The sequence below is a fragment of the Actinoallomurus soli genome, from assembly GCF_024055715.1.
GTDB classification, from domain to species: domain Bacteria; phylum Actinomycetota; class Actinomycetes; order Streptosporangiales; family Streptosporangiaceae; genus Actinoallomurus; species Actinoallomurus soli.
In genome coordinates, this window is the sequence record NZ_JAMXMV010000040.1 from 1 (window position 1) to 13,137 (window position 13,137).

General features: G+C 71.5%; 11 protein-coding genes. 6 read left to right on the plus strand and 5 right to left on the minus strand.

Annotated elements, in window-relative coordinates:
- Nucleotides 1-123: 123 nt before the first annotated feature.
- Complete coding sequence (locus tag NDW01_RS41435; protein ID WP_252830046.1) at nucleotides 124-1,062, minus strand: aldo/keto reductase; 939 nt, start codon at nucleotides 1,060-1,062, stop codon at nucleotides 124-126.
- Nucleotides 1,063-1,248: 186 nt separating this feature from the next.
- Between NDW01_RS41435 and NDW01_RS41440 the strand changes: the two genes are divergently transcribed.
- Nucleotides 1,249-2,067, plus strand: coding sequence for an undecaprenyl-diphosphate phosphatase (locus tag NDW01_RS41440; protein WP_252830047.1), 819 nt, complete (start codon nucleotides 1,249-1,251; stop codon nucleotides 2,065-2,067).
- 32 nt (nucleotides 2,068-2,099) lie between these two features.
- Here the strand turns inward: NDW01_RS41440 and corA are convergent, their stop codons facing one another.
- Complete coding sequence (corA, locus tag NDW01_RS41445) at nucleotides 2,100-3,071, minus strand: magnesium/cobalt transporter CorA (RefSeq protein WP_252830050.1); 972 nt, start codon at nucleotides 3,069-3,071, stop codon at nucleotides 2,100-2,102.
- A 104-nt stretch (nucleotides 3,072-3,175) separates the two neighbouring features.
- Between corA and NDW01_RS41450 the strand changes: the two genes are divergently transcribed.
- The 3 genes from NDW01_RS41450 to NDW01_RS41460 are packed head-to-tail and all read left to right on the plus strand — an operon-like array spanning nucleotide 3,176 to nucleotide 5,192.
- Nucleotides 3,176-3,838 carry a histidine phosphatase family protein gene (locus NDW01_RS41450; protein ID WP_252830051.1) on the plus strand — a complete coding sequence of 221 codons (663 nt, stop codon included), beginning with the start codon at nucleotides 3,176-3,178 and terminating at the stop codon, nucleotides 3,836-3,838.
- A 10-nt stretch (nucleotides 3,839-3,848) separates the two neighbouring features.
- Nucleotides 3,849-4,400, plus strand: a complete 552-nt coding sequence (locus NDW01_RS41455; protein WP_252783565.1) for a DUF3090 domain-containing protein — start codon at nucleotides 3,849-3,851, stop codon at nucleotides 4,398-4,400.
- 27 nt (nucleotides 4,401-4,427) lie between these two features.
- The gene (locus NDW01_RS41460) at nucleotides 4,428-5,192 is read left to right on the plus strand and encodes an SCO1664 family protein (protein WP_252830053.1); all 765 of its coding nucleotides are present in this window, start codon (nucleotides 4,428-4,430) and stop codon (nucleotides 5,190-5,192) included.
- Between the two features lie 142 nt (nucleotides 5,193-5,334).
- On the opposite strand, the gene NDW01_RS41465 is transcribed toward NDW01_RS41460, so the two are convergent.
- A complete protein-coding gene (locus tag NDW01_RS41465) occupies nucleotides 5,335-6,237 on the minus strand; it encodes an alpha/beta hydrolase (protein WP_252830054.1) in 903 nt (300 codons plus the stop codon).
- A gap of 264 nt (nucleotides 6,238-6,501) precedes the next feature.
- Between NDW01_RS41465 and mshC the strand changes: the two genes are divergently transcribed.
- On the plus strand, nucleotides 6,502-7,764 hold the full coding sequence (gene mshC / locus NDW01_RS41470) for a cysteine--1-D-myo-inosityl 2-amino-2-deoxy-alpha-D-glucopyranoside ligase (RefSeq protein ID WP_252830100.1): 1,263 nt from the start codon (nucleotides 6,502-6,504) through the stop codon (nucleotides 7,762-7,764).
- A gap of 202 nt (nucleotides 7,765-7,966) precedes the next feature.
- On the opposite strand, the gene NDW01_RS41475 is transcribed toward mshC, so the two are convergent.
- Together NDW01_RS41475 and NDW01_RS41480 are read right to left on the minus strand one after the other, a co-directional pair.
- Nucleotides 7,967-8,815 carry a PAC2 family protein gene (locus tag NDW01_RS41475; protein WP_252783562.1) on the minus strand — a complete coding sequence of 283 codons (849 nt, stop codon included), beginning with the start codon at nucleotides 8,813-8,815 and terminating at the stop codon, nucleotides 7,967-7,969.
- A 101-nt stretch (nucleotides 8,816-8,916) separates the two neighbouring features.
- Complete coding sequence (locus NDW01_RS41480; RefSeq protein ID WP_252830056.1) at nucleotides 8,917-9,375, minus strand: universal stress protein; 459 nt, start codon at nucleotides 9,373-9,375, stop codon at nucleotides 8,917-8,919.
- A 201-nt stretch (nucleotides 9,376-9,576) separates the two neighbouring features.
- On the opposite strand from NDW01_RS41480, the gene metH reads away from it, so the two are divergent.
- Complete coding sequence (gene metH / locus NDW01_RS41485) at nucleotides 9,577-13,050, plus strand: methionine synthase (protein WP_252830057.1); 3,474 nt, start codon at nucleotides 9,577-9,579, stop codon at nucleotides 13,048-13,050.
- Nucleotides 13,051-13,137: the final 87 nt, after the last annotated feature.

Here is a 13,137-nt window from a genome sequence, read left to right on the forward strand (position 1 = left end):
CGGCCTGTGGAGCCGGTGTAAGACCCCGGCCGGGACTTGTCCCGGCCGGGGCTGTCGGTGTTGAAGCAGGAAACCCTGCGGCGTGAGCCGCAGGAATCCCCCTCGTTCACGAGGGGGAGGAAGTCAATCGGAGGAGACGTCGTCGAGCGCGTCCCGGATCTCGGTGGGCAGCGTGACGTCCTCCGCCTTGAGGATCGCGGTGAGCTGGGCCGCCGTACGCGCCCCGACGACGGGGGCCGTGACGCCGGGCCGGTCGCGCACCCAGCTGAGCGCGACGGCCACCGGTGAGACGCCGAGTCCCTCGGCGGCGGTCGACACCGACTCGACGATCTGGGCGCCGCGCTCGCTCAGATAGGGCTGCACGAACTCCGCGTAGTGCGGGGACGCCGCGCGAGAGTCGGCGGGGATGCCGGTGCGGTACTTGCCGGTGAGCACCCCGCGGCCGAGCGGGGAGCACGGAAGCACTCCGACGCCCAGTTCGGCGCAGGCCGGCAGCACGTCGTCCTCGATGTCCCGGCGCAGCAGGGAGTACTCCACCTGCGTCGAGACGATCGGGGTGCGACCCGGCCATGCCCTCTGCCACGTCGCGGCGCGGGCGAGCTCCCACGCGGCGAAGTGCGACACGCCGGCGTAGCGCGCCCGGCCGGAGGCGACCGCGTCGTCGAGGGCGGACAGCGTCTCCTCGAGAGGCGTCCGAGCGTCGTAGGCGTGCAGCTGCCACAGGTCCACGTGGTCCGTGCCCAGGCGCTCCAGCGAGGCGTCGAGGGCGCGCAGCAGGTGCCGCCGGGACGCGTCGCGCGTACCGTCGGCGGTCAGCACGGCCTTCGTGGCGATGACCAGATCGTCACGTGCGACGAGCTGGCCGACGAGGGAGCCCAGGACCCGCTCGCTCTCTCCACCGCAGTAGACGTCCGCGGTGTCGACCAGGGTGCCGCCCGCCTCGACGAAGGCGGTGAGCTGGGCGGCGGCGTCCTCGACCTCGGTGTCCCCGCCCCACGTCATCGTTCCGAGGCCGAGGCGGGAAACGGCAAGGCCGCTCCGGCCGAGGTGACGCTGTTCCATGTCTGCGGAGCGTATCGGCAGTCCGGGGGCCCGGCATACGCCGCCCGCCGGCCCGGGACGCGCGCGCACGGGCCGCGGGGACACGCCCGACCCGTCGGTCGGGCCGGGGTCCGCGCGCCACTAGGCTTCCATCGTCATTCAGCGACTTCCCGCATGTCGGCGGGTGCACAAGGAGACACCGAACCCGTGAACTTCGTGCAAGCGACCGTGCTGGGCATCGTCCAGGGCCTTACCGAGTTCCTCCCGATCTCCAGCTCCGCGCACCTTCTGATCGTGCCGCGGCTGCTGGGCTGGAAGGACCCCGGCGCGGCGTTCACGGCGGTCATCCAGCTCGGCACGATGCTCGCGGTCCTGCTGTTCTTCTGGCGGGACATCGTCCGCATCATCGGCACATGGTTCCGCAGCCTCACGAACAAGGAGCTGCGCGGTCACCTGGACGCGCGGATGGGGTGGTACGTCGGGCTCGGCACGATCCCGGTCTCCGTCGTCGGGCTGGCGTTCAACAAGATGATCGAGGGTCCCGCGCGGAATCTCTGGATCAACGCCGCCTCGCTCATCGTCATGGGCCTGGTCATGATGGTCGCCGAGTGGGCGGGCCGGCAGAAGCTCGAGGTCGGCGACCTGAACATGCGGGACGGCCTCATCATCGGCGGTTTCCAGTGCCTGGCGCTGATCCCCGGGTCCTCGCGGTCGGGCTCCACCATCACCGGCGGCCTCTTCCTCGGGTACACCCGTGAGGCCGCGGCGCGCTACTCCTTCCTGCTGTCCATCCCGGCGGTGGTCCTGTCCGGCCTGTTCGAGCTGCGCAAGGTGAGCGAGGGCGGCCTGCCGGTCGCCGGCACCGCCGTCGCGACCCTGGTGTCCTTCGTCGTCGGGTACGCCTCGATCGCGTGGCTGCTGAAGTTCCTCGTGCGGCACTCGACGCTGCTGTTCACCTACTACCGGGTGGCGCTCGGCGGCGTCCTGATCGGCCTGCTGGCCGCCGGCGCCATCACCGCCACCTGAGCCGCGGCGTCACGGCCACCTGGGCCGCGGCGTCACAGCCAGCCGCTCTTGCGGAACCAGCGGTACAGGACCAGGCAGATGCCGAGGATCAGCAGGAGCGCCGCGGGGTAGCCCCACCACTCCTTCAACTCCGGCATGTGGGTGAAGTTCATCCCGTACACGCCCGTCACCATCGTCGGCACCGCCAGGATCGCCGCCCAGGCGGAGATCTTGCGCATGTCCTCGTTCTGCTGCATGCCGACCTGGGCCAGGTGCGCGTTCAGCACGTTCGTCAGCAGCTCGCTGTGGGAGTCGACGCGCTCGTCCACGCGCAGCAGGTGGTCGAGGACGTCGCGGAAGTACTCCCTCGTGCCGGGCGCGACCTCGACGCGGCCCTTGACGATGTCCTGCAGGACCGGGATCAGCGGATCCTCGGCGCCGCGGAACTCCAGCACCTCGCGCTTGAGGTCGTAGATGTCCTCGGTGACCATGCTGCGCCCCGGCGAGAAGACCGCGCGCTCCAGCTCGATGATGTCGGTCTCGACCTCGTGCGCGATCGTCTCGTACCGGTCGACGACCTCGTCCAGCACCGTGTAGAGGACGGCGCTCGGCCCGTGCTCCATCAGGGCGTGGTCGCCCTCCAGCCGCCGGCGCACCTCCTTCAGCGGGCTGCCCTGGCCGTGCCGGACGGTGATGACGAAGTCCGCGCCGACGAACAGCATGATCTCGCCGACCTCGATGTCGGAGGTCTCGTCGATGTAGCGCAGCGTCTTGATGACGACGAACAGCGTGTCGCCGTAGCGTTCGAGCTTCGGGCGCTGATGGGCGTTGACGGCGTCCTCGATGGCCAGCGGGTGCAGCGCGAGCTCGTCGGCGACCAGGTCGAACTCCTCGCGGGTCGGCTCGTGCAGGCCGATCCACATGAACGCGTCGCCGTTCTCACGAGCGACGTCGAGGGCGTCACTGAGGTCACCGTCGACGCTCTCCCGCTCACCTTTGCGGTAGATGGCGCAATCCATGATCATGGCCGGACATTGTTCCGTATCGCTGGTTAACAAAACGTCCAACAGTCCTTACCCAGGGACACGGGAGGCAAGCGCCGGTCCCGAGTGCCACTAGAGTTCACCGGGTGGCCACACTTCTGCTGGTACGCCATGGGCTGACCGAGATGACCGGACCGGTGCTCGCGGGCTGGACCCCGGGCGTGCATCTGGACGACCGCGGCCGGAAGCAGGCCGCCGAGCTCGCCGCGCGCCTGGCGCCCGTGCCCCTCGACGCGATCGTGTCCAGCCCTCTGGACCGCTGTCAGGAGACCGCCGGGGCGATCCTGGCCGGCCGTGACGGCCTCGGTGTCCAGACCGACGAACGGCTCGGCGAGGTCAGGTACGGCGAGTGGACCGGCCGCCCGCTCGAGGAGCTGACCAAGGAAGACCTCTGGAAGGTCGTCCAGGCGCATCCGAGCGCGGCGCGGTTCCCGGGCGGGGAGTCCCTCGCGGAGGCACAGCACCGGGCCGTGTCCGCGATCCGCGAGTGGAACGACCGGCTCGGACCGGAGGCGACCTACCTCGTCTGCAGCCACGGCGACATCATCAAGGCGATCGTGGCCGACGCCGTCGGGCTGCACCTGGACCAGTTCCAGCGCATCCAGGCCGATCCCGCCGCGCTCACCGTCATCCGCTACACCGAGCTGCGGCCCTTCCTCGTCCGCCTCAACGACGTCGGCGGCCGGGTCGACGATCTTCTTGCGAAGTCGGGGCGGGACAGTGACGCACCGGTCGGCGGCGGAGCGTAGGGTCTTCCTCATGCCGGTCATCGCATACGACATGCCCGACAGATTCGTCGCGGGCACCGTCGGCCAGCCGGGTGAACGCGCCTTCTTCCTCCAGGCGCGGGCAGGCCGCCGCGTCACCAGTGTCGGTCTGGAGAAGTTCCAGGTGACGCTCCTGGCCGAGCGCCTCGAGGAGCTGCTGGACGAGGTGCTGCGTCAGGGCGGCGGCGCCGCGGTGGTCCCCGCCGTCGCCCCCGTCGAGCTGCAGGACGACGAGCCGCTCGAGCAGCCCGTCGAAGAGGAGTTCCGGGTCGGCACCATGGCCCTCGCCTGGGACCCCGAGGACGAGCGGATCGTCATCGAGGCCCAGGAGATGACCGAGAGCGAGGAGGACGAGGCCGACATCGGCAGCGAGAACCCCGCGGTCGCCGTGCTCCGGGTGCGGATCACCGCGGCCCAGGCGCGGGCGTTCGCGCAGCGGGCCTTGAAGATCGTCGCTGCGGGTCGTCCGCCGTGCCCGCTGTGCGGCCTTCCGCTGGACGCTCAGGGTCACGTGTGTCCCCGACAGAACGGCCATCTTGGCTGAGACCCCGATCCCCTGGACACTTAAGTCATGAGTCAGCCCTCCAGGTACGGCCTCGGCGGGGACGGCGCGCTGAGCCCCGCCGACACCGAGGCCGCCCTTCGCCTCCTCCAGCACGGCGACATGACCGTCGAAGGGCGACTCGTCGCTGCCAGCAACGCGACGCTGTACTGCTCGATCACCTACGACGACCTGCGCGCCAACTGCGTCTACAAGCCCGTGTCCGGAGAGCGTCCGCTGTGGGACTTCCCGGACGGCACCCTGGCGGGGCGCGAGGTCGCCGCCTATGTCGTCTCCGAGGAGATGGGCTGGCACGTCGTGCCGCCGACGGTGCACCGCGACGGGCCGTTCGGCCCCGGCATGGTGCAGCTGTGGATCGACCACGACACCGACGTCGACCTGCTGGAGCTGTCCCGTGGCGACGATCCGGGTGTGCGCCGCATGGCCGTCTTCGACGCCGTGATCAACAACGCCGACCGGAAGATCGGCCATCTGCTGCCCACCCGGAGCGGCCACGTGTACGGCTGCGACCACGGGGTCTGCTTCTCATCGGAGTACAAGCTCCGTACGGTGCTGTGGCAGTGGCGGGGCAAGTCGCTCACCTCCGAGGCCGTCGACGCGCTGCAGCGGCTGCGCCGCGCCTTCACCCGGGACGGCTTCGCCCGGCGGCTGTCCGGGCTGCTGACGACCGAGGAGGTCGAGGCGGTGCACGGCCGGATCGAGCTCATGCTCAAGCACCGGATCCACCCGTACCCGCCGGAGGACTGGCCCGCCATCCCCTGGCCGCCCCTGTAACGCCCGGCCCGGCGTCCGTACCGTCCTCGCACCGCGCCCGTCGCACCCGTCCGCACGCCGCGTCCGTCCTCGCACCGCGTCCGTCCTCGCACCGCGCCCGTCCGCACGCCGCGCCGTGCGCGCTCAGCCGGGGCGGAGGCCGCTACTGGGGCGAGCCGCTGGGAGCGGGTGCCGTGGCGACCGGCCCGGGAGCCCCGGCCTTCGTCCAGCCCTGCGCGAGGAAGCCGAACGCGTCGGGGAGGACGCTGCGCACGTAGTCCCAGTCGTGGCCGCCGGGACGTTCCTCCAGGACGGCCGGCACGCCGGCCGCGTCGAGCAGCTTCTTGAACCGCTCCGGCTCGCCCTTGATGACGTCGTTCTCCTCGCTCTCGGCGGCCGACAGGAAGATGCGCACGCGGCGCGCGGCCTCGACGTTGTGGTCCGGCCGGTTGGCGTCGATGACGGCGTCCTGGTCGCCGAACATGTGGGACGGGTCGTCGACGTGGAAGTAACCGGAGATGGACGTCACCGCGCCGAAGACGCCGGGGTGGCGCAGCGCGAGGTTCATCGACCCGTAGCCGCCCATGGAGAAGCCGCCGATCGCCCGGTGCGCGGCGTCACGCCGGTGCCGGCCCTCGACGGCGGGGATCACCTCGTCGAGCAGCCGGTCCTCGACGCGGTCGGACCCGTCGGCGGCGTTCGCCCACTCGGTGTCGTCGTGATGGCTGCCGTTCCCGTCCGGCACCGCCAGCACGAACGGCGTGCCGCCCTTGGCGACGTACGACGCGACCTGCTTGGCGAGCCCCTCGTCGTCGATGAGCGTCTTCGGGTCGCTCGGCACGCCGTGCAGGAAGTACAGCACCGGCAGTTTCCGCGTCTCCGGCACGTCGGGGCGCCACACGTACACCCCGTACGCCTTGTGGTCGACCGGGTCGGTCACCTGAATGCGGGTGAGGCCCGGCCGCGCGGGAGACGGCGTGTCGGTGTCCTGCGGCCGGCGGGTGGCGGCCGAGCCGTGGTGCAGGCCGAGGTTGACGATCACGTACGCGAGGCCGAGCGCCGCCACGAGCGTTCCCGCCCACGCGGAAAGGCCCGCCAGCGGCGGGCGTCGAGTCTTCTTCCTGCGATGTTTCGCCACGGTGGGTGCTCAGGCTAGGGGAGGGGACAAGCGCGACCAGACTTCCACATCGCTGGCGGACCAGCAGTTATTCCACGCGACATGGCGCAAGCTTTACCCTCCGCCCGACATTCGGAACCCGAGCGGCATTCGGTTGACCTTCGGCGAACCTGAACCTGCCTGATCGTGGATCCCGGGACGCCGGTTAGGCTGCTGGGTATGCGATCGTGGCCCGCCCCCAAGGTCCCCAGCCTGGCCGAACACGGCCTTCCCGCCCCTGACGACGTCCGACTGAGCGTCTACGACTCGTCCACCGGCGCCGTACGCCCCACCGATCCCGGCCCGACCGCGCGGATCTACGTCTGCGGCATCACGCCGTACGACGCGACCCACCTGGGTCACGCCGCAACGTACCTGGCGTTCGACCTGGCCTCCCGAGTCTGGCGCGACGCCGGGCACGACGTGCACTACGTGCAGAACGCCACCGACGTCGACGACCCGCTGCTCGAGCGCGCGGACCAGACCGGCGAGGACTGGCGCGCGCTGGCCGAGCGGGAGATCGCGCTGTTCCGCGACGACATGACCGCCCTGCGCGTGCTCCCTCCCCGCGACTACGCCGGCGCCGTCGAGTCCATCCCGCTGATCATCGAGTTCATCGAGCTGCTCCGGGCCAAGGGCGCGACCTACGAGCTGGACGGCGACCTGTACTTCCCCATCTCCGCCGACCCGTCGTTCGGCGCGGTGAGCCGCCTGTCGGCCGAGGAGATGCTCCCGCTGTTCGCCGAGCGTGGGGGAGACCCCGGGCGCAAGGGCAAGAAGGACCCCCTCGACGCGCTGCTGTGGCAGGCCGAGCGCCCCGGCGAGCCGTCGTGGGACTCCCCGTTCGGCCGGGGCCGGCCCGGCTGGCACGTCGAGTGCGCGGCGATCTCCGTGCGCAGCCTCGGCATGTCCTTCGACATCGAAGGCGGCGGCTCGGACCTGGTCTTCCCCCACCACGAGATGGGCGCCTCACACGCCCAGATCGCCACCGGCGAGCGGCCGCACGCCAAGGCGTACGTCCACGCCGGCATGGTCGGCCTGGACGGCGAGAAGATGTCCAAGTCGCGCGGCAACCTGGTCTTCGTGTCCCGGCTGCGGAAGGCGGGCGCGGACCCGATGGCGATCCGGCTGGCACTGCTGAACCACCACTACCGCTCCGACTGGGAGTGGACGGAGGACGACCTGACCCGGGCCGAGGCGCGCCTGGCCCGCTGGCGTGAGGCGGTCCTGCTCCCGGCGGCGCCCCCGGCGGCCGAGCTCGTCGGCCGCATCCGGCGGCACCTGGCCGATGACCTCGACGCCCCGGCCGCGCTCTCGGCCGTCGACCAGTGGGCCGACCACGCCCTCGGCGTCACCGACGAGGACCGCGAGGCCGACGGCGCCGCGCCCGCTCTGGTCCGCGCCGCCGTCGACGCGCTGCTCGGCGTCGAACTGTAGGAGTGACGGACGAGGGGAGGCGGGTCGCCTCCCCTCGTCAGGGCGTCGGTGGGCGTTCCCTCGTCGGTACGTCACCGGCGTCGCGTCGCCCGCGCGTCACCGCGGTCGCATCACCGGACGTGGCGTCGCCCGTACGTCGGCGGAGTCACTTCACCGGAGGCCGCGTCGCCCGCACGTCGGCGGGCGTCCGTTCGCCGGCGCGTCACTCGGCGTCGCCGCGGCGGCGCAGGTACCGCTCGAACTCCCGGGCGATCGCGTCTCCGCTCGCCTCCGGGAGCTCCGTCGCGTCCTTCTGCTCCTCCAGCGCGCGGACGTACTCCGCGACCTCGGTGTCCTGCTCGGCCAGTTCGTTGACGCCGTGCTCCCAGGCGCGCGCCTGCTCGGGCAGCTCACCGAGGGACACTGAGATGTCGAGGACGTCCTCCACCCAGCGCAGCAGCGCCAGGGTGGCCTTCGGCGACGGTGGCTGCGCGACGTAGTGCGGCACCGCGGCCCACAGGGACACCGTCTCGAGGTCCGCCTTCGCGCAGGCGTCCTGCAGCACGCCCAGGACGCCGGTGGGCCCCTCGTAGCGCGCCGGCTCCAGCTGCAGCCGCGTGGTCAGGGCGGCGTCGGAGGAGGCCGCGGTGACCGGCACGGGCCGGGTGTGCGGCGCGTCGGCCAGCAGTGCTCCGAGCAGCACGACGGTCCGGGCGTTCAGCTCGAGCATGATGCCCACCAGGTCACGGCAGAACGCGCGCCAGCGCATGTTCGGCTCGATGCCATGGATGAGCACGACGTCGCGGTCGGAGCCGGGCATCTTGGCCACCGACAGGCGGGTCGTGGGCCAGCTGATCCGGCGCGTCTGCCCATCGACCATCTCGACGGTCGGACGCGTGACCTGGAAGTCGTAGTAGTCGTCCGGGTCGAGTGCGGCCAGCGGGGTCGCGTCCCAGATGTCCTCCAGGTGCCGTACGACACCGCTCGCCGCTTCACCGGCGTCGTTCCACCCCTCGAAGGCGGCGATCACCACCGGGTCGACGAGCTCGGGCACGTCGTCGAGTTCGACCACGCGCTGCCTCCCAACCGACGTCCGATAAACGACAACCTCCAGCCTATGTCCTGTACGCCCCCCGGCGTTCCCCGGAGATCATCTTGTGGTCGAGCCCGCCGTCACCGGCCGTCGGTCGTACGGACGATCAGCACGTCGCAGGGGGAGCGGTGCGACAGGTTCGCCGGCACCGAGCCGAGCAGCCGGCCCGCGAGGCTGTTCAGCCCGCGGTTGCCGACCACGACGAGGTCGGCGCGGCGGCGCCCGGCGAGCTCGACGAGGGAGTCGACGGCGTCGCCCTCGACGGCGACCGTGTCGATGTCGCGGGCCCCGGCGGCGACGGCCCGCTCCCGTGCGGCGCGCAGCGCGTCGTCGGCGGGGGTCGAACCCTCGATCTTGTAGGCGAGGTCGCCGAGGCGGTCGGCGGCGTGCTGGCGCTCGCGCTCGGGCATCGGGTGGTAGGCGCAGGCGAGGACGAGCGTGCCGCCGGCGTCGGCCGCGATGCGCGCTGCGGCCTCGACCGCCCGGAACGAGGACGGGGAGCCGTCGGTGCCGACGAGGACGGTGCTGTACGAACCCACGGGTCCTCCTTGAGGGAGACCGGACCGGACGGGCGCCCGGTGACGGACGATCAGGCATACGGTGCCGTTCAGGACAACGCGCATCGACCGTAACGGTTACGGAACGCATGCGCGCCGAGATGTCGATCACGTTCCCGTGCGCCCTTCCGCGCGTGCCGCGCGCGAGCGGGATTCCGGCGGCCGCCGATAGGCTTGGGGCCCATGGACGCGACGTCAGAGACCCTTCGCCAGGCCCTCCGCGACCGTGTCGTCGTGGCCGACGGAGGCATGGGAACGATGCTCCAGGCGGCCGGCCCGACCCTTGAGGACTTCGAGGGCCACGAGGGCTGCAACGAGGTCCTCAACGTCACCCGGCCCGACATCGTGCGCCGGGTGCACGCGGAGTACTTCGCCGCCGGCGTCGACTGCGTCGAGACCAACACCTTCGGCGCGAACCTCGGCAACCTCGGCGAGTACGGCATCACCGAGCGCATCGAGGAGCTGTCGGAGGCCGGGGCGCGGATCGCCTGCGACGTCGCCGCGGAGCTGTCGACGCCCGACCGGCCGCGCTGGGTGCTGGGCTCGATGGGGCCGGGCACCAAACTGCCGACGCTCGGCCACGTGCCGTTCGCCGAACTGCGCGACGCGTACGAGCGCAACGCCGCCGGTCTGATCGCGGGCGGCGCGCACGGGCTCATCATCGAGACCTGCCAGGACCTGCTGCAGGCGAAGGCCGCCATCGTCGGCGCGAAACGGGCGATCGCCAAGGCCGGCGCCGACACGGTGCTCATCGGGCAGGTCACGATCGAGCAGAACGGCGCGATGCTGCTCGGCTCGGAGATCGGCGCCGCCCTGACGGCACTGGAGCCGCTCGGCCTCGACGTCATCGGCCTCAACTGCGCGACGGGCCCGGCCGAGATGAGCGAGCACCTGCGCTATCTCGCCCGCCACGCGACGACCGCGCTGTCCTGCATGCCCAACGCCGGGCTGCCGGAGCTGACCGCCGACGGCGCCCGCTACCCGCTCACGCCGGACGAGCTCGCCGACGCGCACGACACGTTCACCCGTGAGTTCGGCCTGTCGTTGGTCGGCGGCTGCTGCGGCACGACGCCGGAGCACCTGCGCCGCGTCGTCGAGCGGGTACGCGGCAGGGAGCTCGCCGGGCGCCGGCCGCGGCCGGAGGCGGGCGCCGCCTCGCTCTACCAGCACGTGCCGTTCCGGCAGGACACGTCCTACCTGGCGATCGGCGAGCGCACCAACGCGAACGGCTCCAAGGCGTTCCGCGAGGCGATGCTCGACGGCCGCTGGGACGACTGCGTCAAGATCGCCCGGGACCAGGCCCGCGACGGCGCCCACATGCTCGACCTGTGCGTCGACTACGTCGGCCGTGACGGCGTCGCCGACATGAAGGAGCTGGCCTTCCGGTTCGCCACCGCCTCGACCCTGCCGGTCGTGCTGGACTCCACGGAGCCGCCGGTCATCCAGGCGGGGCTGGAGATGCTCGGCGGCCGCGCCGTGATCAACTCGGTGAACTACGAGGACGGCGACGGCCCGCAGTCCCGTACCGCGCGGCTCATGCCGGTCGTCAGGGAGCACGGCGCGGCGGTCATCGCGCTCACCATCGACGAGGAGGGCCAGGCCCGTACCGCCGAGTGGAAGGCGCGGGTCGCCACCCGCCTGATCGAGGACCTCACCGGGAAGTGGGGGATGCGCGTCGAGGACATCATCATCGACTGCCTCACCTTCACGATCGGCACCGGCCAGGAGGAGTCCCGGCGCGACGCCGTCGAGACGATCGACGCGATCCGTGAGATCAAGCGGCGTCACCCCCGCGTCCAGACCACCCTGGGCCTGTCGAACGTCTCGTTCGGGCTCAACCCGGCCGCCCGGATCGTGCTCAACTCCGTCTTCCTCAACGAGTGCGTCAACGCGGGCCTGGACTCGGCCATCGTGCACGCCTCCAAGATCCTGCCGATGGCGCGGATCCCCGACGAGCAGCGCCAGGTCGCGCTCGACCTCGTGTACGACCGGCGCCGGGACGGCTACGACCCGCTGCAGCGGTTCCTGGAGCTGTTCGAGGGCGTCGACGCCGCCGCGATGCGCGCCGACCGCGCCGCCGAGCTGGCCGCCCTGCCGCTGTGGGAGCGTCTGAAGCGCCGCATCATCGACGGCGAGTCCGACGGCCTGAACGCCGACCTGGACGAGGCGCTGGCGCAGCGCCCCGCCCTGGAGATCGTCAACGAGGTGCTGCTCGACGGCATGAAGACGGTCGGCGAGCTGTTCGGCTCCGGCGAGATGCAGCTGCCGTTCGTGCTGCAGTCCGCCGAGGTGATGAAGACCGCGGTCGCCTACCTCGAGCCGCACATGGAGAAGACCGACGAGGGCGGCAAGGGCCGCATCGTGCTGGCCACCGTCAAGGGCGACGTCCACGACATCGGCAAGAACCTCGTCGACATCATCCTGTCCAACAACGGCTACGAGGTGGTCAACCTCGGGATCAAGCAGCCGATGTCGGCGATCCTCGACGCGGCCAGGGAGCAGCGGGCCGACGTGATCGGCATGTCCGGGCTCCTGGTCAAGTCGACCGTGATCATGAGGGAGAACCTCGAGGAGCTCAACTCCCGCGGGCTGGCGGGCCGCTGGCCCGTGCTGCTCGGCGGCGCCGCCCTGACCCGCGCGTACGTCGAGCAGGACCTCGCCGAGCTCTTCGACGGAGAGGTCCGGTACGCCCGCGACGCCTTCGAGGGACTGCGCCTGATGGACGCCTTCATGGCCGTCAAGCGCGGCGAGGCCGGCGCCGCGCTGCCGCCGCTGCGCCGCCGCCGGGTCACCGGGGGCGCGAGGCTTCAGGCGACCGAGCCCGAGGACATGCCGGAACGCTCCGACGTGGCGACCGACAACAAGATCCCGGACCCGCCGTTCTGGGGGGACCGGGTGGTCAAGGGCGTCCCGATGGCCGACTACGCCGCGTTCCTCGACGAGCGGGCCACCTTCATGGGCCAGTGGGGTCTGCGGGCCTCCCGCGGCGGGGACGGCCCCTCGTACGAGGAGCTCGTCGAGACCGAGGGACGGCCGCGGCTGCGCATGTGGCTGGATCGCATCCAGACCGAGGGCCTCGTCGAGGCCGGGGTCGTGTACGGCTACTTCCCCTGCGTCAGCGAGGGCGACGACGTCATCGTGCTGCGCGAGGACGGCTCCGAGCGCGCCCGGTTCACCTTCCCCCGGCAGCGGCGCGACCGGCACCTGTGCCTGGCCGACTTCTTCCGGCCCCGGGAGTCCGGCGAGACCGACGTGATCGGCTTCCAGCTCGTGACGGTCGGCTCGAAGATCAGCGAGGCCACGCAGGAGCTGTTCGAGAAGAACTCCTACCGTGACTACCTGGAGCTGCACGGCCTGTCGGTGCAGCTCGCGGAGGCGCTCGCCGAGTACTGGCACACCCGCGTCCGCGCGGAGCTCGGGTTCGGCGGTGAGGACCCGGAGGACCTCGACGCGTTCTTCAAGCTCGGCTACCGGGGCGCGCGGTTCTCCCTCGGCTACGGCGCGTGCCCGGACCTGGAGGACCGCGCCAAGATCGTCGAGCTGCTGCGGCCGGAGCGGATCGGCGTGACGCTGTCGGAGGAGTTCCAGCTCGTTCCCGAGCAGTCCACCGACGCGATCGTGGTGCACCACCCGGAGGCGAAGTACTTCAACACCTGACCGCCGCCGTCACGCGGACGCCCCGGCCGGCGGGGACGGCCCGCGACGGACGGCCCGCGACGGACGCCTCGGTCGCCGAAGGAACGG